Source organism: Actinopolyspora sabaoui (assembly GCF_051225635.1).
Taxonomy (GTDB): Bacteria; Actinomycetota; Actinomycetes; order Mycobacteriales; family Pseudonocardiaceae; genus Actinopolyspora.
Genome location: NZ_JBMIHH010000004.1, coordinates 138,163 through 164,420, shown reverse-complemented (window position 1 = coordinate 164,420; position 26,258 = coordinate 138,163). Strand labels below are relative to the sequence as shown.

The following is a 26,258-nucleotide window of genomic DNA, read 5'->3' as shown; positions in this document are numbered from 1 at the left end:
AGGACTCCAGTGGCGGTGTTCTCTCTCCTCCCAGCACCCCCGAGACCGAACTCCTCGATGGCCGACCAACGCGGAAAGCATGGTAGGCGCGCCGGCAGCCTTCGTTGCAGCAGGATGTTCGCTCCTGTCCGGACAAGAGGAGTCACCGTTGACATACAAATAAAAATGAATATCGTTTTCAATATGGATGAAGCCCAGATCGAGGCGGCACGCGAGGAAGCACTGCTCGAGGCCCTCCCGGACCCACTGCCCGCCGAACGGATCATCGCGCTGAACCAGCCCGGAACCGACCTGCACAGCCATCGCGAATACGAGTGGAACGGGTTGCGCTTCGAAGCACCACCAGGTGTTTTCCTGCCCGGACACACCAGTCGGATGATTTATGACCGGCTGTTCGACGGCAGGATCGAAGTGCGTGATCGTCGCTACGTGGCCATGGGTGTCGGGCTCGGCGTCGAAACCGTCGCGGCCGGTCTGGCCGGCGCTCGGGAGATCCACGCCGTGGATGTACACCCCGACAGCGTGGCCACCACCGATCGCCACTTCGAACGGCATGTCGGCTCTACGGAACCCCCGGTCTTCGTGCCCGTGGTGGCCGACGTCTTCGACGGCTTCCCCGAAGGGGTTCAGAGCGACGTCATCACCTTCAATCCGCCTGCGGTGAGCCAGCCCATCAGCGACGATCCCGACATCATGCGCAACGTGTGCATGGGAGCCCCGCTGCTGGAGCAGTTCTTCACCCAACTCGCCGAACGCGAGATCCTGGCCCCCGGCGGTGAGGTCTTCGTCGTTGCCTCCACCACCGCCGACCTGCGTGCCATCGTGGGCCACGCCCTCGCACACGGCTTCACCGCGGAAATCCGCGATCTGCACGACTGGCAGGACGGTGTGGTGACCCATCTCTTCCGGTTCGTTCGGCAAGTCGTTTCGTGAGCTGCCACCGCGGACGCGGATCCGAATGCCCACCCCGCACGGTCACCGGGGGCCACTCCGCTCGGGTGCCCTGCCCGTGGAGAGACAATGAAGCGCGCCGTTGGGCGCCCGGCGGGACGAGCTGACGTCGAGAACACCGGACAGTAGGCGTTGACCGCCCCGGCAGTGCGAACGGTGCGCCGCTCAGTACCGTTGCGCGGTACTGCGGGCCGGAACGAGTCGAGGCGACAGCAGCCGAATCTCGGGAGAACGCACCCCTTGGAGTTCACGCATCGTCATCTCCACGGCGATCCTTCCGATGTCTTCGGACGGAAGCGGCACCGTGGTCAGCGGTACCGGGCGGTTAGCGGCCATCTCGTCGGGGGTGACCGCCACCACCGAGATGTCCTCGGGGATCCGCATGCCACGGCTGTGCAGTTCGGACAGCAAGGGGTCGAGTACCGCTTCGTTGTGCACCACCAGACCCGTCAGCCGCGGCTGGTCGGTGAGAAGCCTGTCGAGGCAGTCGCGCACCCCCTCGTAGGAAGGCAGGCAGGCCTGACTGGTGGCGTGCAATCCACGCTCCCGCGCGGCGGAGGTGAATCCCCGCAGGAACCTGCCCGCGAAGCTGGTGCCGCGTTCGTAGACCACCGGTGAGGGCCCAACCAGGGCGACCTGTTCGTGTCCGAGGTCGGCCAGGTGTCGCACGCATCGTTTCGCCGCGGCCGAGAAATCCAGATCCACGCAGGACAAATCCCCCGGATCGTTCGGCAGGCCGATCAACACCCCCGGGCAGGACAACGACTGCAACACCGGCACGCGGGGATCGTCGTCCTCGACATCCATCAGCAACAGCGCGTCGGCCATCGCCGAATCAGCGACCCGCCGCAACCCGGCAGGCCCCTCGTCGTTGGTCAGCAGCAACACGTCGTAGTCGTAGTTCCGCGCGGTGGTGACCACCGAGTTGACGAAACCCATCAGAACCGGAACGTCTATGTCGGTGCGCAACGGCATGATCAGTGCCAGCACACTGGTGCGGCTGCTGGCCAGCGCCCGGGCCCCGGCGTGTGGGTGATACCCGAGCCTGTGGATGCTGGCCTCCACCCGGCGCTGCGTCTCCGAGGAGATCGAGCGTTTCCCGGACAGCACGTAGGACACGGTGCTGGAGGAGACCCCCGCGTCCCGGGCTACGTCGGCGATGGAGACCATCTCGTCCTCCGGCGTGGTGCGTCGAATCGCATCGAACGATATCGTGCCGAGCGGCACTGGCCGGACCGGCTCGCACACCGGCGGTGCACTAGCTCGACGAAAAGCGCACTCGGTGGGAGAACGCGTCGGGGCAACACCGCTCACCGAGATCGTACTTCGTTCGACGTGCACGCCTTCGTCCTCGTGGGTTCCTCGGAACGGATCGAAACGATTCACCGTGGACGGCTCCGTCCCGTGCGAAAACACGCCGAGCACACCCGCGACCGTATCGAGGGACCGCCGCAGCGGGCCGACTACCCCTCGAGCCGGAACTCGGTGAGACCGACCCTGCCCTCGAAAACGAGGTAGAGATCGCGACGCCCGTGTGCCCGTGCCAGCCGGGACCGCACCGTTCGGTAGGTGTGTTCGCCGCCGGTGGGCGGAACGCGCAAGGTCCCGAGCCGTCTTCCGGCCGGGTCGTCGAGTCGCACACTCACGCACGCCGTGTGGGCGGAGTCGTTGGCCACCAGCGCGGAGATCCCGCTCGTTCCCGACGTGAGATCGATGTCGCGGAACTGGATCCAACCACCGTCGTCCGAGGCAGTGACCGTGGTACCGTGCTGTTTTGTTCGGTCGGTGAGCGTGATGTTCGAATAGTCGTCGAAATTGACGGCCTTGGTCCGCTGGTACGGATTCCGCGGTGGGATGGTCTCGCCCCACACGCGCAGTCCGAGTCGCCTGCGGACATCGGCGCTGGAAGCGCCGAGCATCAGGTCGTGCGTCGCCGTTTCGACCACCCACTTCTCCCTGGTGACGTCCCAATGCGCCAGGTCGGCGGCACGCAGCGTGAAGGTAACGGTCCGATGCTCGCCCGCCGCCAGGCTGACTCTGTGGAAGGCGCGTAACCGTTTCCGTGGCTGCGGATCACGGGACTCTCGCTGGTGCGTGTACAGCTGCACCACCTCGTCACCTGCTCGTCGGCCGGTGTTGCCGACCGTGACGCTGACGCTGACCTCGCCGTCGGCGTGTATCACCGGTGCGCTCGTGCGCGCCGCGGTGTAGTCGAAGGAGGTGTAGGACAGTCCGTGCCCGAAGGGATACAGCGGTGTCGCGGTGGAGTACTGGTAGGTGCGTTCGGCCTTGACGATGTCGTAGTCGAGGATGTCGGCGAGGTCGTTCGCGGAGCGAGGCCAGGTCTGGGTGAGCCGCCCGGCGGGGTTGGCCGCGCCGAAGAGCACGTCGGCCAGCGCGTTGCCCGTTTCCGCACCGGCGTGCGTGGTCCACACGATCGCGGGCACGTTGTCCTGCGCCCAGGTGATCGTGGTGGGATAGCTGTTCTGCAGCACCAGCACGGTGTGCGGGTTGGCCTGGTGTACCCGTTCCAGCACCGCTTGCTGTGTCGGAGCCAGATTCATGTCCTGCCGGTCGTCGTTCTCCCGCCCGTTGATGAACGGCATGCTGCCCGCCACCACGATCGCCACATCGGCGCCGGTGGCGGCTTCGACCGCCGCATCGCTCCCGCTGCGCACCACTTCGCGGGTGAAGGTGGTCGCCACGTTCGGCGAGGAAGCGGTGACACGCAACCGACCCTCTTCGTCGACGGCGACGTAGACACTGTCTCCGAACCACGACTCCCCGGTGTCGTTGCCCGCGTACCGCAGCACACAACCCCCGTTGTGGTCGACCAACTCGAACTGCTGCCGCACGTACCAGCCGTTGGGCTGCTCGGCGTTGTTGACCAGAGTGCTGTTCGCGCCGTACGAGACGTACTTGCCGTTGGAGACCGCGCGCAGCGTCACAATCCCCTCGCCCCAACCGAACACGTCGAACCGTGTCGCCGAATCGGGGCCCGTGGTAACCGCCAACGGATCCTCGCCGTCCGGGGCGCTCACGTAGTTCCCGTCCGGCGTTCGTAGCGCGATCCTGTCGACGCCTTCGGTCGAGGAGACGGTGGTGTTCGGTCCGAGCGCCGCGGTGACGCCGCTGAGCGGAGTCACCTCGTAGGGCAGGTCAGCGGAGTACCAGTCGGTGTAGAGCGTCTCGCTGAGCTGGCCGATCACCGCGACGCGCCGTGCTCGGTGCCGGTCCAACGGCAGCGCGTCCCGGTCGTTCTTCAGCAGCACGATCGCCTCGGTCGCGGTTCTTCTGGCCAACGCCCGATGGGCGGGGCTGTCCACGACTCGCTTGTCGATCCCGCCGTACGGCCCACCGTGTGGATCGAACTCGCCGAGCCGGAACCGCATGTCCAGTATGTGACGGACGGCCTCGTCCACGTCGTTCTCGCTGAGCAGTCCTTGTTCGAGTGCGGTCTTGACCGCGCTAATGGTCTTGCCGGAATCGGTGCCGTCGACGGTGAAACTGTCCAACCCTGCCTTTAGGATCGCCGCGTTTGCTTCCGGCTGGGTCGTGTAATAGTCCTGTGCACCGGTGATGTTGTTCGGTCCTCCCGCGTCGGTGACGTTGCACAGTGTTCGTCGTGCCCAGCCCCGCACCTCGTCGATGTCACGGTGGACGGTCATCGGTCTCCCGTTGACCAGGTTGTAGGCCGACATCACTCCGGTTGCGGCGTCCGCCGACAATGTCTGTCGGAAAGCGGCCTCGTAGTACTCGTGTCTGACCCGTGGTGGCAGCATCGACGAGGTGGTGTGTCGATGGATCTCGTTGTTGTTGGCCAGGTAGTGCTTGAGTACCGGTGCGGCGCGTATCCGCTCGGGATCATCGCCCTGGATGCCGCGCCCGTAGGCGGTGGAGATCGAACCGGTGAGGTATGGGTCCTCGGAATATCCTTCCTCGTTGCGGCCCCATCTCGGGTCACGTAGCAGGTTCACCGTCGGTGCCCACAGTTGCAGTCCCCAGATATCGGGGGACTCGGCGTGGTATCCCCGTGCTTCGGTGCCGACGGCCGCACCGACACGTTCGATCAGTTCGGGATCCCACGTGCTGGCCAGCCCGATGGCCTGGGGGAAGACCGTGGCTGTCGCGGTGACCACCGCGCCGTCCGCCGCTCTGTCGTTGGACCAGGCGAGACCGTGCAGCGCTTCGGTTCCGGTTTTGAACGGCGCGATACCCAGTCGGGGAATGGCCGGCTGGTACTGGTGCAGCATGGCGACCTTCTCGTCGAGAGTCAGTCTGCGCAGCAGCTCCTCGAGCCGTGCTTCTCGGGCCAGGGTGGAATCACGGAACCCGGATGTGCCCACCGGCTCGGCCGGGAGACCGTGGGCCTCGCCCCCTGGCAGTGCCGATCCGGCGGCGAGACCGGCGGCCAGGGCCAACACGCGGCGGCGGGAGAGCAGCTGGGGTGGAACGGAACGCATGGACGCAACCCACTTCCCGAAAGTCTCGGCATGAATCGAAGCGATTCGATTGCTTTTCGACGATCTCACTCGCACGACGAAAACGATGACGGGAACTGTGACACCAAGGTGACCGCAGGTCAACAGCTCTTTTTGCAGGAATATGCCTTTCCTCCAAATGCTTTCCCCGTCCTGTCTTGTGTGATGCGCCATACTGAACTAGCGTCGTTGCTGTTGGATCAATCGATGCGCTTCGACGATCCACACTGTTGAAATCATCGACGGATTCCGAGAGCACTACCGCGCGAAACGGTTCGCAGCCGGTGATGGAACTCCGGTACAACCCGGGCGGGGGCACCTCTTCGAATGCCTGTACTCCGTGGTCACCGCACTCGTGTCTCACCTTCGCGTCCGAACCGACAACCGGCAACAGCACGGGAGAAAACAGAATGCGAATGTCCCGAGTGGCCGTCACGTGTGTGGCCGTTCTGGCCACCATCGGCCTGACCACGAGCACCGCCCATGCCGCCGAGTGGGGCTCCTCGGCCAAGTTCGCCACCTGGTCCGACGGTGCCTACACGGTGCGCAACAACGTCTGGGGAAGCGGTGTAGGGCCCCAGTCGATCTGGGCGAACTCCCACGGTAACTGGGGGGTGTGGGCCGACCATCCCAATACCGGCGGGGTCAAGTCCTATCCGCACTCGGCCAGGGCCATCAACAGCCCCATCAGTGCTCTCGGTGACCTGAGCAGCGAATTCGACGTGACGGTTCCCAACTCCGGGGCGTATGCCACCGCCTACGACATCTGGGTCGACAACCACAGCCACGAGATCATGCTCTGGATGAATCAGCACGGTGCCGTGGGGCCGATCGGTTCCCGGGTGGCCACCGTGGATGTCGGCGGACACACCTGGAACGTGCACCGAGGGACCAATGGTTCCAACGAGGTGTTCTCCTTCGTTCGACAAGGAGATACGACCGCGGCAACCGTGGACATCGACTCGGTGATGTCCTGGCTCGTCGGACAGGGATGGCTCGACGCCCAGTCCTCGGTCGGCGAGGTCCAGTTCGGTTTCGAGGTCACCAGCTCCAGCGGTGGCCTGGATTTCGTAACCAATGACTATTCGGTGACACCCGGCTGAGAAATCGCCGTGCACCTCGTAGCGGGGAGGCATTGCTCGTCGCACGAGCTCTCCCCACCACGGGGCTCACTTCGTGTTGGCGCCAAGACAACTTCGTGCGACCGCTGCCTGATGCTCAGTTCCCCACTCCGACGGCAGGAAGATCCCATGGCACGCCATTTCAACCGTCGGGACGCGCTCCGCCTCGGGGCAGCCTCGGCGTCCCTGCCCCTGTCGACTTCCCCCACGTCTTCCGGCTCCGCCGCATCCGCGACCACGCGAACCGAGACGACAGGCGCCGAGCCACCGCTACGTGGGTTTTCGCTGTCCGACGTGCGGCTCGGGCGGGGTCTGTTCGCCCGAAAACGTGCTCGAATGCTGGATTTCGCGCGCGGCTACGACGAGAACCGGCTGTTGTTGGCATTCCGCGCGAACGCGGACCTGCCCACCCACGGCGCCGTCGCACCCGACGGTTGGGAAAGCCTGGACGGGCAGGGCCACGGCAATCTTCGTGGGCATTTCGCCGGGCACTTCATGACGATGCTGTCCCAGGCGCACGCCGCCACCGGCGAAGCGGTGTTCCACCGCAAGCTGACCGCGATGGTCGCCGCGCTGCACGAGTGCCGCCAGGCACTGAACCGAAAGCCTGCCATCCGTGGCGCGGATGGTCCGCTCGCGCGCGCCGTCGAGGTCCGGCGCGGCTGCTGCCTGTATTTCGACGTTCCCCCCGAAACGGTCAACGGCCTGCGTGCCCTGACCTTCGCGGGGTGGGTTCGCCCGGCGGCAGCCGACGAGTGGACCCGAATCTTCGACTTCGGCAACGACACCGACACGAACCTCTTCCTCACCGCCAGAGACAGTGCCGGCGTGCCGCGGTTCGCCATCACCCGGGCGGGTGGCGAGCGCGAGGAACGAATCGTCGGTTCCGAGTCGCTTCCGGTCGGGGAGTGGAGCCATGTCGCCCTGACTCTCTCCGAGGGCTTTGGTGCGCTCTACGTCAACGGGAGGGAGGTCGGGCGCAACGAGGAGCTGTCGTTGACCCCGGCCGAGCTCGGCTCCCTCGAGCACTGCTGGATCGGCCGTTCGCACTACGATGACCCGGTCCACTCCGGTGGTTACGCCGACCTCAATCTGTGGTCGAGCGTGCTGACTCCACAACAGATCGAACAACTCCGGCACACCGAGGCGGCAGCGACCACCGTCGGTTCCGGGGACCGGTTCTCGTATCCGTGCCGGGAGCGGGGCGGAACCGTGCTGCACGACCACTCGGGCGGCCACCGACACGCCACCTACGCCCGAACGTGGGGAAAACCCAGCCACACCGGTTTCCTGGCCGCCTACCCGGAGACCCAGTTCATCCTGCTCGAATCGCTGACCAGCAGCAGCTATCCCGTGGTGTGGGCGCCGTACTACACGGCGCACAAAATCCTGCAGGGAGTACTGGACGCCTACGAAACCACCGGTGACCGGCGCGCGCTCGATCTGGCCGCCGGGATGTGCGACTGGATGTACTCCCGGCTGAGCGAGTTGACCGTGGCCGATCGCCAGCGGATGTGGAGTCTCTTCTCCAGTGGTGAGTACGGCGGCGTGGTCGAGGCGATCCTGCGTGCCCACGAGCACACCCGTGATCCGCGCCATCTGCGGCTGGCCGAGTACTTCAACCTGGATTCGTTCATCGACGCCTGTGCACAGAACACGGATGTTCTCGACGGCAAACACGCCAACCAACACATCCCGATCGTGACCGGCCTGGTGCTGCTGTACGAGCGAACGGGCGAGCAGCGCTATCTGCGGGCCGCACGCAATTTCTGGGGCATGGTGGTGCCCACCAGGATGTTCGGAATCGGGGGAACCGGTGAGGGTGAGTTCTTCCACGCTCCTGGGCGGGTGGCCCAGCTGTTGAGTCTCGACACCGCAGAGACGTGTTGCGCCTACAACATGCTCAAGCTGACCCGATCGTTGTTCCGGTGGGAGGGCGAGCGTGGTTACGTCGAGTACTGCGAGCGCGCTCTGTTCAACCAGGTTCTCGGTTCCAAACGTGATGACGACGATGCCGAGAAACCGTTGACCACCTACTTCGTCGGCCTCGGCCCCGGCGCGAGCCGCGACTTCACTCCCAAGAACGGCACTACGTGCTGTGAGGGAACAGGAATGGAAAGCGCGACGAAGTACCAGGACTCGGTCTATTTCGCATGTGAGGAGCGAAGCGCGCTCTACGTGAATCTCTACCTGCCTTCGACACTGCGTTGGAGTTCCAGAGCGGTAACGATCGAGCAGGACACGAGTTTTCCGTACGAGCAGCACAGCAGGTTGCGGGTGACCGGCTCGGCACGGTTCGAACTGCACTTGCGTGTTCCGGAATGGGTGGGCTCCGGTTTCGCCGTCCGGGTCAACGGCCTCCGCCAGTCTGTCGGGGTCGGCGAGCGGGGCTACATCGTCCTCTCGCGGCATTGGCGCACCGGCGACACAGTCGACGTGGAACTTCCGTTCCAACTGCGCGCGGAACGCACTCCGGACGACCCGACGGTGCAGAACCTGATGTACGGACCACTCAACCTCGTGGCGCGGGACGAACGCTCCGAATTCCTCCACTTCACGCTGTACGACACAGCGCGGCTGTCCGGGGACCTGGCGCCGGCGTTGACCGAATTGCCGGGCAAGCCGCTGCACTTCCTGCTCGGAGAGGTGGAGCTGGCTCCGTTCTTCGAGGGCACGAGGGAGGCCTGTCACTCCTACTTCCGCAGGAGCGAACCACGAGTCGTGTTCGATTCGGTTGCCTCCGGTGTTTTGAACCGCAGCTCCTCGGAGGGTGTCACTTTCCTCGACGAGATCTGGTCGGCGGCACCGTTCGAGGACAGGGGAGAGTTCACCAGCCACGTGGCCCGGGTTTCGCGACGTTGGCAGCGGAACGGTGTGTATACCGGCTCCGAGCGGGGAAACATCATCGCGGCCGCGGGCAGAGCGCGGTTCGACGACTGAACCATACCGGAAGCACCACTGGCCGGTAGTACTGACTGTTAAGTGCGTGTTGAACTGCGACGATACGGTAACCGGACCGCGGGACAGGTCGGAAACGACTCCGGGTGGAGCAGTGCCGATGCCGACGAGCGGCCGATTGGTATCGGGAGCGCTCACAAGCATGCTACGAGCGTACGAACTGCATCGTTCACGTTCCTGTGAGGAGCCTTCATGTCGCATCGAGCGACCGGTCGCCGATTCCGGCGATCGCTGCCCGCCGTGGCGGGCATGGCCGTGGTCACGCTACTGACCGGCGCACTTGCCCCCGCCGCGGCGCACACCACGCATCACCACGAACATCACCGGCACCATCCGCGGCCGTCCATGACGGAGCGGGTGGACGAGCTGATGTCGCATATGTCCTTACAGGACAAACTGGGACAAATGGTTCAGATTACGCGGGAGGCCGCCAGTCCCGCCGAGGTCGCCGAACTCCGGATCGGTTCCGTGCTCAGTGGGGGCGGCTCCGCGCCGAGTCCCAACACGCCCGAGGCCTGGGCCGACATGTACGACCGGTATCAGAATGCCGCGCTCGACACTCCGCTGGGGATTCCGATTCTGTACGGCGTCGATGCCGTGCACGGGCACAACAATGTGCGGGGAGCCACGATCTTTCCGCACAACATCGGTCTCGGCGCCACACGCAACCCCGAGCTGGTACGACGTATCGGCGCCGCGACCGCCGAAGAGGTAGCGGCCACGGGCATTGACTGGACGTTCTCACCGTGCCTGTGCGTAGCCCGGGACGACCGCTGGGGCAGGACCTACGAGTCCTTCGGGGAGACCCCGGAACTGGCCACTGCGATGAGCAGCGAGATCACCGGCTACCAGGGGCCTACTCTGGGCGGGGATCCCACTTCGATCATGGCCACCGCCAAGCACTACGTGGGTGACGGCGGAACGACCGGTGGGATCGACCAGGGAAACACCCAGCTCAGCGAGCAGGAACTACGCCGGATCCACCTCCAGCCGTTCCGCGAAGCCATCGAACGCGATGTGGGATCGGTGATGGTTTCCTACAGCAGCTGGAACGGCGACAAGCTGCACGAGCACGAGTATCTGATCAATGATGTGCTCAAGGGTGAACTCGGTTTCGACGGTATCGTGCTGTCCGATTACAACGCGATTCACCAGCTCGACGGCAACGACAGCACACTCACGGCCGCCGAGGTGCGTCGTTCCGTGAACGCGGGCCTGGACATGATCATGCTGTCCAAGGACCACGAAAAGTTCCTGAATCACCTGCGGCAGGAAGTGGACTCCGGCCGCATTTCGATGCGGCGCATCAACGATGCCACCCGTCGTGTGCTGACCAAGAAGTTCGAGCTCCGGTTGTTCGAGCACCCGTACGCCCAGCGTGATCTGCTCTCCACGGTGGGAAGCACCGAGCACCGTGAACTGGCACGTCAGGCGGTCCGCGAATCGCAGGTGCTGCTCAAGAACGAGGGTGTGCTGCCGTTGTCCTCGGGTACGGACAAGCTGTTCGTGGCCGGTTCCAATGCCGACGACATCGGGAACCAGAGTGGTGGTTGGACGATCTCCTGGCAGGGATCCAGCGGTGACATCACCGAGGGCACCACGATCCTGGAAGGGATTCGCGAGGTCTCGGGCTCCTCGGTGACCTACAACCGTCACGGTGACGGAATAAATGGCAGTTACGACGCGGCCATCGCGGTCGTGGGGGAGAAACCCTACGCCGAGTACCAGGGTGACCGACCCAACGGGCTCGAACTCTCCCAGGAGGATCTGAGTACCATCGCCAAGCTGCGTTCCGCTGGCGTGCCCGTGATCGTCGTGCTCGCATCGGGGCGCCCCATGGACATCGCGTCCGAGGTCGGCAACTGGGACGCGCTGCTGGCCTCCTGGCTTCCCGGAACCCAGGGCGGTGGTGTGGCCGACGTGCTGTTCGGGGAGTACAACCCCACGGGCAAGCTTCCAATGAGCTGGATGCGTTCGTTCGAGCAGCAACCGATCAACCAGGGAGACGGTAAAGATCCGCTGTATCCCTACGGCTACGGGCTCAGCTATCGCGACTAGCAGTCCGTGATCGACCCGGCTTTTCCCGGTGTCACTCAGCGACCGAGCCAACCGAGCAGCAGATCCACATAGGCGAGATTCACAACAATGTGAACCGCGATGACGATCCAGATGTTGCGGTAGCGGGACCACAGATAGCCACAGAACACCCCGAACAATCCCTGGAACACCAGCACTGTGGCCAGACCGGTGACCACCGAGCCGGAGTGCAGATGGGTGGGCAGATGCATCGCCGCGAACAGCAGCGACGAGACCATGATCGCGAGCCAGCGCCCGAGCAGGCTTTCCAGCCGGGTTTGCAGGAAACCACGGTAGAAGACCTCTTCGAGAACACCGGCGGTAAGCAGTGTCACCAGCGATACCACCGCCAGAGTCACCGGATCCGGAAGAGCTGCCGCCGGATAGGGCGGTGGAGCCAGTGGACCGATCCGTGACAGGTAGAACCATGCCAGGACGGCAGGCAACGGAGCCAGCCAACGTAACCGGGGCACCCGAAACGGGATCGCTGCGGTGGGCTGCTCTTCCCCGCGGAGCAGCCGGAAGGCGACAAGCGGCACCACGAGGAACAGCAGTACTTTCAGTGCCGCGTACCCCACTCCGCGGGAGGCCCCGGCAGGCAGTACGGCTATCACGGTGGGAAACGCGAGTGCCGCTACCAGGATCACCCACATCTCCCGGAACACCAGTGCCCGTGGCGACCGCGAGAACGGATCGGTTTCGGTGAGGCCGAGTGGCACCATCCGCGTCAACGCGATCCCGACCAACGGCGGCAGCATCGCCTGCCACAGCGTCATGGGAGGCGCACCCTCATCCGCTGAGCCTCGAAAGCTGGTATGCCCGGTGAGCAGCAGCCACAGCGGGGCGGCCACCAGCACGGCGAGTCCGCACACCGTCAACGCTCGTGCTGCTTTTCTCGTGGTCGATGGAGTTCGTGCGCCATCGTCGTCGGCGGTGTCGGAATCCCCCCTCGGCGGGTGCATACCGTGATGTCCCTTCGTTCGGATCGAGAACTTCCCCCGGCGCGGCGAAGCATCGTCGTGTACCGCGGAACCCTCCCCAGCTTTACGCGACGAGGCCGAGTACTGCTCGGGCCTCCGCAGCCGTGATACGACCGTTCCACGTCGCCTCTTCGCGCCACGGGGAAAGTTCGCCGTGTGTCGTGACGTTGAGCGTAGGAGCAATGCGGGATGCCGTGGGGCTGTTCGGCCACACAACCCGAAGGCCGTTCAGTAACTGATCCTGCCTCCTCGCGGAGAGCAGTGGGCCCGGGACCCGAACCGTCGTTTCTCGGCCGTACCGCCATACGGGACTTCCCGTGCTGCCGAGCCGGTTGTGCCGGGAGCTGTCCCGAAATCACTCATCTCGCGGCGGCACGGTTCATCCGTGCCGTTGCGCGGCGACCTCGGCGAGCGTGGCCATACCCGCGTACACCTCGGTGAATCGGGTGCTCAACGGTGACAGTCCGATGCGGATCCCGTCCGGGGCGCGAAAGTCGGGCACGACGCCGCGCCGACGCAACTCTTCGGTGACCACCTCGAAGTCGGCGCGGCACAGCGTGACGTGTCCGCCCCGTCGATGGTGCTCGCGTGGGGAAGCGACCCGTACTCCCAGCGGGGGCAACCAGACATCGGCGAGCTCCAGCGCGAAGTCGCTCAGCAGCAGAGACTTCGCGCGTATCGCCTCGGTACCCGCCTGTTCGAGCAGCTCCACCCCGGCCAGCAGTGGCACCATCCCCAGTATGGGGGGTGTGCCGCTGAGCACACTCCGTATGCCCGGGGCCGGCTCGTGGCCGGGGCCCATCGTGAAGGGGGAGCGGTGCCCCATCCACCCCTGGATGGGTTGGCGGAGGTTGTGCTGGTGGCGACCGTTGACGTACGCGAAAGCCGGTGCACCGGGACCGCCGTTGAGGTACTTGTAGCCGCAGCCGACGGCGAAATCCACGTCCCAGTCGTCGAGTTCGACGGGCACCGCCCCCGCCGAGTGACTCAGATCCCAGAGCGCGAGCGCGCCTGCTTCGTGCGCGAGCCGCGTTATGGCCGCGGCATCGGCGAGGTAGCCCGAGCGGTAGGCCACGTGGCTGAACACGACCAGTGCCGTGTTCGGACCGATCGCGTTCGCGACCTGTTCCGACGTGATCCCCGCGGTCGGATCGGTTTCGATCCACCGCAGGGTCAGACCGTGTTCGTCGGCGATGCCTTCGACGACGTAGCGGTCGGTGGGAAAGTTGTCGGTGTCCAGCAGGATCTCCCCACGCTCGGGGCGGGTGTGCAGCGCGGCTCGCGCCAGTTTGTACAGCAGCACGGTCGTCGAGTCGGCCACCACGAGTTGCCCGGGTGCTGCCCCCAGCACAGCTTCGCCGAGTCTGTCTCCGACAGCGGTGGGCCAGTCGAGCCACTCGTCGTCCCATCCCCGGATCAGTCGTGCTCGCCACTGGTGACGGACGAAGTGCTCCATGCGCTCGGCTGTGACGGCGGGAGGACGACCCAGCGAGTTCCCGTCGAAATAGGCCACGATGTCGTCGTCGGTCGGCAGGAAGCGGTCCGGATAGTCACCGAGGGGGTCGGTGTCGTCGAGTTCGCGTGCTTTGGTCGCGAAATCCGTCCGGTCAGTCATGAGCGCGATCCTTCCCGGGCTCGTCTTCGACTGGGGCTGGCACCACCCGCGCCGTCGCCAGCGCCGCGGCCAGACCGGCCGGGTCGGCATCCAGGCCGCCGGGAACGACGCACGGTGGTGCGCACAGGTCCGGATCGGTCATGGCCAGCAGTACGTCGTCGACCGACATGCCGGCTTGTTGCATCGCCGTGACTTCGCGAGCGTTCACCCCGAGTGGCAACGGGCCGTTTCCCAGGTCGGTTCCGTAGCGCACCGTGCCACCGTGCTCTCGGAAACGGCGTAGGTTGTCCTGTGCGCACTCGAGTTCCGCCGTGGGGCGGCCGTGACCGTGAATGTCCAGTGTGCTGATCCAGGTCATGTCGCGAGCTGCGGCCAGGGTTGCCTCGTCTATCCGCTCGGTCCAGGGAACGTGGGCGAGTCGGTCTACACCGTGCGACAACACCGTCGAGAACGTCTCGGCGCCTTCCGCGTGCGCGACGACCTCGAGGCCGTAGTCGTGGGCGGTGTCCACGATCACCCGCAACACGTCGTCCCCCAGCACCGGACCGGCGCGAGTGTGCAGGGTGATTTTGATCGAGCTCGCACCGAGGTCCCGTTGTTCGGCCACGGCGCGGCGTGCGTCGCTTCCGGAAGTCACCTGGCGGTAGAGATCCGGCTGTGCCCACTCCCTTGTGCTCGGATAGCCGCCGGGTGCGGTGAGCATCGCCCCGGCGAACCGGCAGACAGGTAGGGAAGGGTCGTCGTGGGCGATCAGTTCGGCGATCCGGGTCGGGCTGCTGCCGAGGTCGTCGACTCGCGCGATTCCGCCCGCTCGTACTTTGCGTAGCTCGACCAGGCCGGAGTGCACGTGCGAGTCGTGAAGTCCCGGCAGCAACGTCCCGGGAAGATACGTTTCCAGCGCCGCTTCCGGCACCTGTTCCCTCGCACGTGGTGGGCCGGCCGGGAGGTCGCCGCACAACGGCAGCGCGCACCGACCCCACCACGTGTCTTGGCCCCACCAGGCGGAATCGGCGAGCAGCCAGCGGTGCTCGGTCATGTACCTCCGGTCTCGTGCTCGTCGCGGATCACACGTTCCGGCAATCCGGTTGGAATGCCTTTTTCGGTGGGGTTGTCGTGTTCGACGTTTCGCTGACGGACTCGGCAAGGGTACGTCGGGCAGGGGCGATTCCGACAGTTTCAGGCCCGAGAAATCCTCTCCCGTGGTGAGAAAGTTCCGCAGCCGGTGGGCGTTTCCTATCGGAGGGCGTTTCGAGTGGTCTCGGGGAGTACCCGACGTCGGCGGACGAGCAGGGTGAGTACGCCCGCGGCGGTGATACCGCCCAGGTTGATCAGCAGCTGCAGTACGGCCTCGCCACAGTGGGCCCAGTGGCCTGCGACGGCGGCGAGCGCGGCGAAACCGGCGGCGGGCACGGTGGTCACGGAGATGAACACCCCGATGAGGGTGCCGGATTTCTCGGATGTCAACGCGAGCATGCCCGCGGCCCCGGCCAGCAGTGCGATGACGATCGAATAGGGCCCGATGTGGTAGATGAAGGATGCCGTGTGTAGTCTGCCGAGCTCGCCTGCGTCGAAAATACCGGCCACACGTCCCAGGACGGCCAGCACGACGGTGACGAGGATCGCGACAGGATAGCCGACGCCGAGCGCGACGCCCGCTCGGGTTGCCAGCTCGCGACGCTTACCGATGGCGGCCACGGCGAGTGCGGCCAGCGGACCGAAGTCGGGACTGACGACCATGGCGCCGACGATGGTGATGGCCGAGTCGGTGAGCACACCGACCGCGGCCAGCAGGCAGGCCAGCGTGAGAAACGCCAGGAAGATGCCGTTGAGTCGGGACTCCTCACCGGTGGTCGCCACCAGTTCCTCCCAGATCACGGCGTCGGCGGGTTGTCCGGGCGTGGTGGCCTCAACGGTGTCGGCGGTGCGGGACAGCATGGTGTCGATGTTGTGCAGGCTGATCTCACCGCTGCGGTTCACCCCGAGTGCGGTGAGCTGGTCGAGCACGTGTTCGGCGTTTTCCCGGACGATCGCTGCCTCGATCAGATCGCCGGCGGGGTGGACGGCCACGTCGCGGACGACGATCAGATGCGCGATGCCCGAGTCGGTGCCCAGCAGGTCGATCACCGAGTCGGTGTGCTCGGACGGGCACACCACGCGCAGGTGCAGCATTGGCCCAGTCTGGCCGTTGTCGTGGTGCTTCGCACCGACCGGCACGGCGGTTCGAGTGCGCAACGTTGCGATCCGGGGGCCGTTCTCGACGGTCTCGCCGACTCGCGTCGACAAGCTGTGGATGGAACCAAACGTTTCGTATAAGATGCGGCGCCACGACTCGTACAGTTGCGGGATACCGTGTTCTGGAGGCCCCGTGTTCGTTCCGTTCAGCGTCTCCGACTTCGTCGATCGTGCCGCGCAGGTCTACGCGGACCGCGTCGGTGTCGTCGACGAACCCGACCAGCCTGCACCGTCCCTCGGTGAGCTGACCTATCGCGAATTCGCGGGCCTTGCGGCCCGGCAGGCCGCCCACCTCGATGAACTCGGCATCGGCGTGGGCGAGCGGGTGGCCGTTGTCAGCCACAACAGTGCGCGGCTGCTCACCTCCTTCTTCGGCGTGGCCGGAACGGGGCGGGTGCTTGTCCCCATCAATTTCCGGTTGCGTCCCGACGAGGTGCGCTACATCGTCGAGCACTCCGGCGCGCGGGCGCTGTACGTGGACCCGGCTCTCGAGGAGGAGCTCGGGGAGGTGACGGCCGAGCACCGCTACACGCTCGGCCAGGACGAGGAGCTGTACGCACCCGCCGGTGCCGAACCGCGCGCGTGGCAGCCGGACGAGAACGCCACCGCCTGTATCAACTACACCTCCGGCACGACGGCTCGCCCGAAGGGCGTTCAGATCACCCACCGCAACATCTGGGTCAACGCGCTGACGTTCGGTCTGCACGCGGGCTTGACCGACCGCGACGTCTACCTGCACACCCTGCCGATGTTCCACGCCAACGGGTGGGGAATGCCGTTCGCCACCACCGGACTCGGCATCAAGCAGGTCGTGCTGCGAAAGGTGGACGGAGCCGAGATTCTGCGTCGTGTCCGTGACCACGGGGTCACCGTCATGTGCGCCGCCCCGGCCGTCGTCGCGGCCGTACTCGACGCGGCTCGCGACTGGGAGGGGGAGATTCCCGGCCGCGGCAGCGTTCGGATCATCGTGGCCGGTGCACCGCCTCCCACCAAGACGGTCGCGCGGGTGGAGGAGGAGCTGGGGTGGGAGTTCGTCCAGATCTACGGGCTCACCGAGACGTCTCCGCTGCTGACCATCAACCGTTCCCGTTCCGAGTGGGACGATCTCGCCACCGAGGACCGGGCCGCCAAGCTCGTCAGGGCCGGTGCTCCCGCGCTGGGGGTACGTCTGGGGGTTTCCACCGAGGAGGGCAACGAAGGCGAGGTTCTGGCCCGCTCCAATGTCGTGCTCGACAGCTATTGGCAACAGCCCGAGGAGACCGCCGCCGTGCTGCGGGACGGTTGGTTCCACACCGGTGACGGCGGCACCATCGGTGAGGACGGTTATCTCACGATCAGCGACCGCAAGAAGGACGTCATCATCACCGGGGGCGAGAACGTCTCCTCGATCGAGGTGGAGGACGTTCTCTTCTCCCACCCAGCAGTCTCGGAAGTCGCCGTCATCGGTGTGCCCAGCGACAAGTGGGGCGAGACCATCAAGGCACTCGTGGTGCTGGCCCCCGGTGTCGAGGAACCGACCGAAAGCGAACTGATCGCCTGGTGCAAGCAGCGGGCCGCGGGTTACAAAGCCCCCACATCGGTCGAGTTCCGCGACGAACTCTCGCGCACAGCCACCGGTAAGCTCCAGAAATTCAAGCTGCGCGCTCCGTACTGGACGGAGGAATAACGCCTCCGAGATTACGCCTTCACCAGTGGCCCACCAGGCGAGCTCCGCCCGTTGCGCGACCCCAATGACGAACTCTGAACCTCTGTTCCGGTAGGTGATCGTTCACTGAGCAGGGTCTTGGGTGAGTTCGCCGAGGATGGTGTCGAGTTGGGGTGCGAGTGTGTGGCGGAAGTAGCGCCCCCAATGTGGTCGGCTGCCGTCCGTGTCGGTGAAGCCGTATTCTTCCGCCAAATTCCACGTTGCCAGTGACTGCCCGGTCTTGGACAACACGTCGGGGTCGGTGGCGAGGGCGACCACGGCGCGGCCGAGGAAGGCCGGTGTTTCCGAATAGGCGAAATTCGGGTCCTTTTCGATCCCGTCCCGCCAGGTGTGCTCGGTAACGCCGAAGTGCTCGAGCACGGCTTCTGAGCGTAGGAAACCGGGGGTCAGCGAGACAGCGGCGACACCGTGCTTGCGCAGTTCCGCGGCCTGGATGCGTGCCAGTCGGATCACGCTTGTTTTGGCGAGGTCGAAAAACGGGCTGCCGCGGTATCCGTCAGGAAACAGCGCGTTGGTGGCTTCGTCGCCGTCGGTGACCTCGACGACCAGGCCGGCGCGGCCGGCGGTCATCAGCGGCAGCGCGAAGTGACTGGTGATCAGGTGCGTGTCGACCGCGCGACGCAGTAGGGCCAGGCCATCTTCGAGCGGATGCTGCCACAGTGGTGCCCAATGCACCAGTGCGTCACCGCCCCACACATCGTTGACCAGGATATCCAGGCGACCATTCTGTTCGGTGGTGATGCGGTTGATCAGGTTCTTCACCTGGTGGGTATCCGCGTGGTCGCACTGTACAGCGATACCGGTGCCGCCGGCGCCGGTGACGTGCTCGGCGGTGTCCTCGATCGTTTCGGGACGGTCCAGATCGGATTTGGCGGCACGGGTGCTGCGGCCGGTGACGTATACCGTGGCGCCGGCGGCACCGAGTTCGGTCGCGATACCACGGCCACCACCGCGGGTGCCGCCGGCAACAAGGGCAACATGTCCTGCCAGGGGAAAGTTCATGGTCCATGAACTACCAAACACCCACGACAATCCCCTCGAGTTTCGTGTGGTTGACGGACCCCTCACCCCTACAACCTCGACCGACTCGCCCGATCGGTGCACGCCCCTCTCGCTATCGCCGACCTCACCGAGCTCTATACAGTCTCCCGCACCCTGCGACGGGATCAAAGCTCCACCAAGGCCCGGTTGCCACCGACTTCCCACTGCTTTGCGGCTCAGGTCTGCGGAGTCTGCCCCGGGCCAGGGAAGCAAGACCAGTAGCAGTCACAGTCGTGATGGATATTCGTCACCGTGACATTATTTTCCCATGAGTGGTCACCTTCATTCGTCAGTCCCCTTCGTCCTCGTCCGGTTCCGTCGTAGGGTCTGTGACCTCGGTGGACGATCGCAGCGTGGTGGCGACGAGATCGGCGGCGCTGCGTTCGGGGTGGCGGGCCGCGTGGTTGTAGACGCTCTGGGTGGTGGCGATGCTGGTGTGGCCGAGGTCGGCCTGGACATCGGCGAGGGCGGCGCCCGCTTCGACGGCGGTGGTGACGTAAAAGTGGCGCAGCGCATGGGGATGGAGTGCTTCGGCGATGTCGTGCAGTTCGGGGCTGGTGGCCGCCAGTCTGCGCAGCAGCTGCCACAGCCCCTGACGACTGCACCGGCGACCGCCACGAGTGCTGATCAGGGGTTGGGGGCCGGAGCTGGTCTGACCACGGTGGGTGGGGCGGTTGCTCTGCCGGCTGGAATCGCGGGTGTGCAGGTAGTCGGTCAGGGCGGTCTCGACGCTCTCGGGTAGGTAGACGATACGGGGTTTGTCGCCTTTACCTGGCACGCGCAGTGCGCGGCGGCCGCGTGTGGTGTGCAGGTCGGAACGGTTGAGGGCGCACATTTCGCTGACGCGCAGCCCCAGGGTCAGCAGGGCGACCACGGTGGTGGCGCGGGCGGTGTCCTGTGGCGAGGCGCCACGTCGGGGGGTGGCCGCGGCGGTGTAGAGGGCGCGCACCTGCTCCACGGTGAGGTTCAGCGCGTGGCCGGGCTCGCGGTTTCCGGACAGCCCGAGGCGACGACGGTTGAGTGCGGCCGGGTTTCCGCTGGTCAAACCGCTCTCGGCGAGGTGGGCGTAGAGAGCTTTGAGGGTGGCGAGCATGCGTTCGCGGGTGGTGCGAGCTGCTTCGGCGGTGGCCAGTTCGTCCAGCCAGGCTTTGACGTGGGCGCTGTGGGCGGCCAGCGGATCGATCCGGTGGGCGGCGCACCACCGCAGCCAGTGCAGCTCGCGCAGCTTCCCCGGGGCCGCGGGCGGGGGTCGCCGGGTGGCCGCCTGCGGGGTCGGTGTTCGCGGGTCGAGGCCGAGGACGGCGGCGTAGGCATCCACCGTGGCGCCCCAACCGGGTGGTCCTGATTCCGTGGCGGCCCAGTCGGCCAATTCCTCTGCTCCGGCGGGCAGACCGAGTCCGGTGGCGTAGGTGCGACGGGTGGCGGGGTTGCCGTAGCCGGCCAGCCAGTCGGCGATGGCGGCCAGCAGTCGGACCGGTTGTTCGGCGCCGGGCCACGGCTCAGGGGGGTGCCCAGTTTTCGGTGTCCTCGACGCGGCCCGCTCCAGGGGGCTGTCCTTAGTCATTTTCACCTTTCGAATCCTCGCGCGGCATGTTCCATCGAGGTTAGCAACAAAACAACACTTTCGTAGCAAAGGTAGTTATATATATCAAAACTCGAAACTAGAGTTGCAATATATATAAACCAAAACTAGACTGTGGATCATGGAACCCGCCACTGACGACCCAGCACCCCAGGGCCGGTGCAAGCTGGCCGCTTGCCGCGCCCCACTGCCTCCCGCCGGGCCCAGGGGTGGCCGCCCGCCGGAGTACTGCCCGGACCGCACCTGGCCCGGCGGAAAGACCTGCAAGCAACTCGCCGCCGCCCAATCCGCCCTGCACGAGGCTTTCGGCGATGCCCCCGGGGCCACGTTGGACAGCGCAGCCGGCGACTTCACCCGAGCCGCCGAGGCCGTGGCCGCTCCACTGTCCGAGCTGCACACTGCCCTGGAACAGGTACGCGGCCAGGTCACCGAGGAACTGACCACCGCCGCGGCCACCACCACCAGCGCCCGTGCGGAAGCCGCCGAGGCTCGCGAGACCGCCCGGACCGCGGAGAACACTCGCGTCGAGGCGGAACAGGCCCAAGCACTCGCCGAGCAGGCTCAATCCGAAGCCGAAGCCGCCGCGGCCGAAGCCCGCGCCGAAGCCGAGCAAGCCCGTGCCGATGCGGAACAGGCCCGGTCGGAGCGAGCCGCCGCCACCGACGCACAGCACCAAGCCGAAACCCGGGCCGCGGCACACGAAGCCGCCGCGGCGACCGCCACCGACCGCGCCACCGCAGCCGAGGAGCGCGCCGCGACCGCGACCACCGAGCTGACCCAGGCTCGCGAGCGCATCGCCGCGCTGGAGGCCGAACGCGACGCGTTGCGGTCCACGTTGGAGTCCGAACGTCGAACGCACGAGGCCACCGAGGCGGACCTCCGGCACGCCCGCGACACCGCCCAGGCCGCGGCCCAGAACGCCGAGACCCGCGTCGACCAGGCTCAAAACCACCTCGATCAGGCCCAGTCCCGTGCCGAGAACGCCGAGACCCGTGCCGAACAGGTCGAATCACAACTCGCCCAGGCCCACCAGCGAGCCACCGACACCGCTGCCGACGCCGCCACCGCACGGGCCAACGCCGAGGCCGTCACCACCGAGCTGACCCAGGTCAGGACTCGGCTACGGAACCTGCACGAGATCCTGCTCGAGCCGCACGAGAGCGATGAGCACCTCCGGCATCGCCTGCTCGCGGCCCTGCTCCACGACCCGGCCGAGCAACCCCCAGCCCCCGAGGGCGCCGGCACACCTCCGTCCGAGGGCCCACCATGAGCACTCCGGGCGTTCCAGTCGCTTATCACAGGCAGCGAGCACGGCATCCGTAAAAGCGCAGCTTTCCGGTTCCTGAGCGAGGCAACAGGTTGGGGCCTGCTCGATCGTGGTTGGTATGCGCCGATGCGTACTGAGCCCGTAGGGCGCTAGCCTGGCGAGATATGCGCCGGATCGCGGTCGTCGGGAGTGGTGGGGCGGGGAAAACGACGTTCGCTCGTGAGCTCGGGCGTCGAACGGGGATTCCTGTGGTCAGCCTCGACGAGTTCTACTGGCGTCCCGGCTGGCGCCGTCCCGATCGCCAGTGTTGGCGTCGGCGGCAGGAACAGGCGCTGGCCGGGCAGGTCTGGATCGCTGACGGCAACTACTGGTCCACGCTCGACATCCGGTTGAGTCGGGCCGACACGGTCATCGTCCTCGACCGGCCTCGCCGGGTGTGTCTGCTGCGGGTGCTGTGGCGGAACTGTCGGTATCACGGGCAAGCCGTGCAGGCCGAAGGCTGCCCGGAACGCATCTCGTGGGGCTTTCTGCGCTATTTGTGGTCCTTTCCCCGGCAGCACCGGCCACGCCTGCTCGCCGAGATCGGCCGGCACGCACCCACCCGCGTGATACGACTACGGTCGAACCGGGCCACGCGGCGGTTCCTCACCGCAGTGTGAACGGTGTGCGGCTCCGGCCTCGGACATAATCGTTTCGTAGACCGGCGAGTGGTAATCAGAGGGGCCGAGTGAGGACTCGTAATAGTGGACCAGCACCCATCGTGCCTCACGGATCCGGGCGAACATCGAAATCCGGATCTCCACGTCGAACCAATCGTCGCCCCCATCATCTCGTCCAGCGAAACGAAACCGGAAACCATATGCTCAACCGGCTGTTCGAACAAACCGGACTCGTCCCAGCGTTGATCCACGATGTCCTGCGGGGCTGTGCGGGACAGCTAGGCGGACAGTCCATGGCCACCGCCCGTAACACCGTCCTCACGGCCGGGCGGTCGGAAAGCGTCACCGGAGTCACGGTCGACTGAGTCGGCCGGTGGTTCGCCGGACGTTGGGGTGCCTGCGCGGCGGCGACGGTCAACGCGCGGCTGGACGCACTGCGTTCGGCCGCTGACAGGTGGTGGATGCAGGGCTGGATCACGGGCGATCCGACCCGTCGGATCCGTCGGCGGCCGCGTACTCCAGACCGCACGCGATCGATTGGCCGAGCCGAGGTCGAGAACCTACTGATCCGGACACATCTGCCGATTCGGGAGCGGACGTTGTGGCGCCTGTTGTATGAAACCGCTGCCCGCACCGAGGAGATCCTGGCTGTGGACGTCGACGAGCTGGACCTGCACAACCGCCGGGCGAAGGTGCGCCGTAAAGGTGGCGCGGCCGATGTCATCGTCGGGCGCACCGCCACCGACACCGGTTCCCGCGGCTCTCTGCGTTCTCCGTTAGCGTGCTCTGGGCGTGGTCAGCTGGCGTCGTCGCAGGCCGTGGCGATGGACTTTTCCTGCCACGTCGCCAGGACGTCTTGAATCTCCTGGATCTTGACCTGCTGGCGCTCGATGGCGTCGCGCCCCAGGGGCAGGTGGCCGGGCAGCTTGTCCTGCTGGCTGGTGACCTCGTAGATCAACGCGGCTGCCTTGGCCGGGTCGCCGAGCTGGGTGTGGTTGGCCTCGCCGCTCCAGTCGAGCGTGTCGTGGGCGGGCGTCCCGTCGTAGGCCGGGATGCGGTGCGCGGGCATCGACAACGAACTGGCATCGAGGAAGTCGGTGCGGAACACACCGGGTTCGACGACCATGCTCTGAATACCGAAGGGCGCCATCTCCGCGGCGAGGGCCTCGCTGATCCCGGCGACGGCGAACTTGGACGCGTTATACATGCTCACCCCAGGCTCGCCCTCGAATCCCCCGCGCGACCCGATGTTGACGATCTTGCCGTGCCCGGCGGCACGCATGACCGGCAGCACGGCGCGGGTCACGTTGATCAGGCCGAACACGTTGAGGTCGAACAGCGAGCGGGCTTCGGCGTCACTGATCTCCTCCAGCGCGCCAAGCAGACCGCGGCCTGCGTTGTTGACCAGCATGTCGATGCCACCGAAGTACTCGACGGCTGTGTCCACGGCCCGGCTGATGTCCTCGCTGCGGGTCACGTCGAGCGCAACACCGAGCACACGCTCGGACTGCGTCAACTCAGCCGGAAGATCCTCCGGGCGCCGGGCGGCGGCTACGACCGAGTCGCCGCCGGCCACCGCCGCACGCGCGATCTGCAGGCCGAACCCACGGCCAGCACCAGTGATCAACCACGTCGACATGAATAACTCCTTCTCGTGTCAGCGGAAACCGGCGCAGAACCAGCCATCAGGCGTGCCGGTCTGCGCCTCATGACCAACTGAACCAGCCATGAGCAGCGCAATGTCCGCTGAAAAGGGCCTCGTCGTTCGGGGGACAAACGGGGCCACCCTCGCCCGGCGTGAGCTGGCTGTGCAGGCGGGATACTGCAGGCATGAGTCGCGATGACACCAGCTCCGGGCTGGCGGAGTTCCTGCGCTCAGCTCGCGCTCGGCTGAGCCCACAGCAGGCCGGACTCGACGAGCCGGGTGCAGGACACCGCCGGGTACCCGGGCTGCGACGCGAAGAGCTCGCCCGGTTGGCCGGGGTCAGCGTGGACTACTACACGCGTCTGGAACAGGGACGTAGCCGCAGCGCCTCGGCCGAGGTCCTCGACGCGCTGGCCAGCGCACTGGAGCTCGACCACGCCGAACGCGCCCACCTGCACACCCTCGCCCAACGGTCCCGCACCCAGCGCAAGCGTCGGCCCAAGCCACAGCAGGTCCACCGGGCCACATTCGACCTGCTCGACGTCCTCGACCGGGCCTGCCGCCCGGCCTTCGTCCTCGGACGCCGCCTCGACGTCCTGGCCCACAACCGACTCGTCGGGCGGTTGATCACCGACTTCGAGGCACTGCCCGCCGCCGAGCGCAACCAGGCGCGATTCGTCTTCCTCGACCCGCACGCCCGCGAGCTCTACCGCGACTGGACCACCGTCGCCGCCGACACCGCAGCCATGCTCCGCCTGGATGCCGGCCGCCACCCCGACGACCCCGCCCTCAGCAACCTGATCGGGGAGCTGTCCATCCACAGCGAGGAATTCCGCCACCACTGGTCGGCCAACAAGGTCCACCAGCGCACCACCGGCACCAAGGACTACCACCACCCCCTGGTCGGCGATCTGACCGTCACCTACCAGGCGCTGACCCCCGCCGACGACCCAGACCAGACGCTGTTCGTCTACAGCACCCCGCCAGGAAGCTCGTCCGAGGCGGCCGTGCAACTGCTCGCCAACTGGGAACAGTCCACTCCTACCGACGAGATCTCACCCGCCGACAAGTAACGACGGGTACCCGGATCCGCTGCGGATCACCGTGCGGAGTCTTCAGGGCCCGCTGAGCCCATGCAGTCGACTGCGTATCTGGCGAACGGTGTCAAAGGAGGGCCGGGCGCCGTGGGCGCAATTCGTGCGACCGGTTTCCACCAGCGGGGTCGGCCGGGCGCGCGAGAACTGCGTATCCAGCTGGCTATGTGCCATCCGACGGCTGCCTGCCGCCGGATGGCGCGACGAGCTCGGGCGAACGCGGATCTTGCCTACGACAGCGAGAGGCTCATCCGCCCACCACGGCGGAACCGCGACGAACCACAGCAGCTGACCACACCATCGTCAACGAACAGACCGGCAGCTCACGGCTTAGCGCCGTCTGTCGTTCGGATGTTCCTCAAGCCCCGATGCAGGCGGCCACAGGGCAGGGCCGCTCTGCAGTCCGACATAGCCCGGTGGGGGCAGAGTGGAGCCCGTACCTTGCTCCGCATCACCACCAGCGGCGTAGCGATGCCCTGGAGTGGGCGGAGTCAGTGTTGCCTCACAGCGCACGATCTCTCCCACGGCCGCCGATTTCTGGCAGTGCTGTGCTGTTGCCCGCAGGGTTTCCTCGGTTGTTCCGTCGTAGAGCCATACATCCATGGCTAGTTGGTCCACCGGCTCCAACGCCTTCACGTCGACCCAGATCCGCACGTTTTTCGGTCCGGGGTCGATGCACGTATCGATCATCACGGGGCCTGCCCGATGTGGACTCCGGCACTGCGGTGGTGCTTCTTCGACCCGTGATTTCGGGAAGGACGACATTGACGTGCCAGTCGGCGCGGGTGGGGGCGTGGGGGTGGCTTGGCCGTGAGGACCGTGGAGAACTCGGAAGGTTCCCCACAAAAGCA

The 26,258-nt window shown here is 66.2% G+C and carries 19 protein-coding genes; 9 read left to right on the top strand and 10 right to left on the bottom strand.

Annotated features, from left to right (window positions below):
* Positions 1 to 183: 183 nt before the first annotated feature.
* The gene (locus ACOQFL_RS08275; RefSeq protein ID WP_435543509.1) at positions 184 to 933 is read left to right on the top strand and encodes a class I SAM-dependent methyltransferase; all 750 of its coding nucleotides are present in this window, start codon (positions 184 to 186) and stop codon (positions 931 to 933) included.
* Positions 934 to 1,116: 183 nt separating this feature from the next.
* Here the strand turns inward: ACOQFL_RS08275 and ACOQFL_RS08270 are convergent, their stop codons facing one another.
* Positions 1,117 to 2,121, bottom strand: a complete 1,005-nt coding sequence (locus tag ACOQFL_RS08270; protein ID WP_435543508.1) for a LacI family DNA-binding transcriptional regulator — start codon at positions 2,119 to 2,121, stop codon at positions 1,117 to 1,119.
* 293 nt (positions 2,122 to 2,414) lie between these two features.
* Complete coding sequence (locus ACOQFL_RS08265; RefSeq protein ID WP_435543507.1) at positions 2,415 to 5,414, bottom strand: glycoside hydrolase family 3 C-terminal domain-containing protein; 3,000 nt, start codon at positions 5,412 to 5,414, stop codon at positions 2,415 to 2,417.
* 428 nt (positions 5,415 to 5,842) lie between these two features.
* Between ACOQFL_RS08265 and ACOQFL_RS08260 the strand changes: the two genes are divergently transcribed.
* The 3 genes from ACOQFL_RS08260 to ACOQFL_RS08250 all read left to right on the top strand — a co-directional run bounded on the left by ACOQFL_RS08260 (position 5,843) and on the right by ACOQFL_RS08250 (position 11,569).
* Complete coding sequence (locus tag ACOQFL_RS08260; protein ID WP_435543506.1) at positions 5,843 to 6,535, top strand: GH12 family glycosyl hydrolase domain-containing protein; 693 nt, start codon at positions 5,843 to 5,845, stop codon at positions 6,533 to 6,535.
* Positions 6,536 to 6,682: 147 nt separating this feature from the next.
* Positions 6,683 to 9,493, top strand: a complete 2,811-nt coding sequence (locus ACOQFL_RS08255; RefSeq protein ID WP_435543505.1) for a beta-L-arabinofuranosidase domain-containing protein — start codon at positions 6,683 to 6,685, stop codon at positions 9,491 to 9,493.
* Positions 9,494 to 9,703: 210 nt separating this feature from the next.
* Positions 9,704 to 11,569: a glycoside hydrolase family 3 protein gene (locus ACOQFL_RS08250; protein WP_435543504.1), complete on the top strand. Its 1,866-nt coding sequence runs from the start codon at positions 9,704 to 9,706 to the stop codon at positions 11,567 to 11,569.
* Between the two features lie 35 nt (positions 11,570 to 11,604).
* Here the strand turns inward: ACOQFL_RS08250 and ACOQFL_RS08245 are convergent, their stop codons facing one another.
* The 4 genes from ACOQFL_RS08245 to ACOQFL_RS08230 all read right to left on the bottom strand — a co-directional run bounded on the left by ACOQFL_RS08245 (position 11,605) and on the right by ACOQFL_RS08230 (position 16,351).
* Positions 11,605 to 12,459, bottom strand: coding sequence for a CPBP family intramembrane glutamic endopeptidase (locus ACOQFL_RS08245; RefSeq protein WP_435543829.1), 855 nt, complete (start codon positions 12,457 to 12,459; stop codon positions 11,605 to 11,607).
* A gap of 487 nt (positions 12,460 to 12,946) precedes the next feature.
* Positions 12,947 to 14,182 (bottom strand): kynureninase, encoded by a 1,236-nt coding sequence (gene kynU, locus ACOQFL_RS08240; RefSeq protein WP_435543503.1) that lies wholly within the window; start codon positions 14,180 to 14,182, stop codon positions 12,947 to 12,949.
* Positions 14,175 to 15,218 carry an amidohydrolase family protein gene (locus tag ACOQFL_RS08235; protein WP_435543502.1) on the bottom strand — a complete coding sequence of 348 codons (1,044 nt, stop codon included), beginning with the start codon at positions 15,216 to 15,218 and terminating at the stop codon, positions 14,175 to 14,177. The genes kynU and ACOQFL_RS08235 overlap by 8 nt, the downstream gene beginning before the upstream one ends.
* Positions 15,219 to 15,415: 197 nt before the next feature.
* Positions 15,416 to 16,351 carry a DUF389 domain-containing protein gene (locus ACOQFL_RS08230; RefSeq protein WP_435543828.1) on the bottom strand — a complete coding sequence of 312 codons (936 nt, stop codon included), beginning with the start codon at positions 16,349 to 16,351 and terminating at the stop codon, positions 15,416 to 15,418.
* Between the two features lie 196 nt (positions 16,352 to 16,547).
* Here ACOQFL_RS08230 and ACOQFL_RS08225 point away from each other — a divergent pair, with 196 nt between their 5' ends.
* Positions 16,548 to 18,080, top strand: a complete 1,533-nt coding sequence (locus ACOQFL_RS08225) for an AMP-binding protein (protein WP_435543501.1) — start codon at positions 16,548 to 16,550, stop codon at positions 18,078 to 18,080.
* Between the two features lie 102 nt (positions 18,081 to 18,182).
* On the opposite strand, the gene ACOQFL_RS08220 is transcribed toward ACOQFL_RS08225, so the two are convergent.
* Together ACOQFL_RS08220 and ACOQFL_RS08215 are read right to left on the bottom strand one after the other, a co-directional pair.
* Positions 18,183 to 19,121 (bottom strand): SDR family oxidoreductase, encoded by a 939-nt coding sequence (locus ACOQFL_RS08220; protein WP_435543500.1) that lies wholly within the window; start codon positions 19,119 to 19,121, stop codon positions 18,183 to 18,185.
* A gap of 328 nt (positions 19,122 to 19,449) precedes the next feature.
* On the bottom strand, positions 19,450 to 20,724 hold the full coding sequence (locus tag ACOQFL_RS08215) for a tyrosine-type recombinase/integrase (RefSeq protein WP_435543499.1): 1,275 nt from the start codon (positions 20,722 to 20,724) through the stop codon (positions 19,450 to 19,452).
* A gap of 139 nt (positions 20,725 to 20,863) precedes the next feature.
* On the opposite strand from ACOQFL_RS08215, the gene ACOQFL_RS08210 reads away from it, so the two are divergent.
* From ACOQFL_RS08210 to ACOQFL_RS08200, 3 genes are all read left to right on the top strand, one after another.
* On the top strand, positions 20,864 to 22,012 hold the full coding sequence (locus tag ACOQFL_RS08210) for a hypothetical protein (protein WP_435543498.1): 1,149 nt from the start codon (positions 20,864 to 20,866) through the stop codon (positions 22,010 to 22,012).
* Between the two features lie 161 nt (positions 22,013 to 22,173).
* A complete protein-coding gene (locus ACOQFL_RS08205; protein ID WP_435543497.1) occupies positions 22,174 to 22,668 on the top strand; it encodes a P-loop NTPase family protein in 495 nt (164 codons plus the stop codon).
* Between the two features lie 461 nt (positions 22,669 to 23,129).
* On the top strand, positions 23,130 to 23,528 hold the full coding sequence (locus tag ACOQFL_RS08200) for a tyrosine-type recombinase/integrase (protein WP_435543496.1): 399 nt from the start codon (positions 23,130 to 23,132) through the stop codon (positions 23,526 to 23,528).
* On the opposite strand, the gene ACOQFL_RS08195 is transcribed toward ACOQFL_RS08200, so the two are convergent.
* Positions 23,465 to 24,307: an SDR family oxidoreductase gene (locus ACOQFL_RS08195; RefSeq protein WP_435543495.1), complete on the bottom strand. Its 843-nt coding sequence runs from the start codon at positions 24,305 to 24,307 to the stop codon at positions 23,465 to 23,467. The genes ACOQFL_RS08200 and ACOQFL_RS08195 overlap by 64 nt on opposite strands.
* Before the next feature lie 191 nt (positions 24,308 to 24,498).
* Here ACOQFL_RS08195 and ACOQFL_RS08190 point away from each other — a divergent pair, with 191 nt between their 5' ends.
* Positions 24,499 to 25,386, top strand: coding sequence for a helix-turn-helix transcriptional regulator (locus ACOQFL_RS08190; RefSeq protein ID WP_435543494.1), 888 nt, complete (start codon positions 24,499 to 24,501; stop codon positions 25,384 to 25,386).
* A 351-nt stretch (positions 25,387 to 25,737) separates the two neighbouring features.
* Here ACOQFL_RS08190 and ACOQFL_RS08185 read toward each other — a convergent pair whose 3' ends face one another.
* On the bottom strand, positions 25,738 to 26,097 hold the full coding sequence (locus ACOQFL_RS08185) for a hypothetical protein (protein WP_435543493.1): 360 nt from the start codon (positions 26,095 to 26,097) through the stop codon (positions 25,738 to 25,740).
* Positions 26,098 to 26,258: the final 161 nt, after the last annotated feature.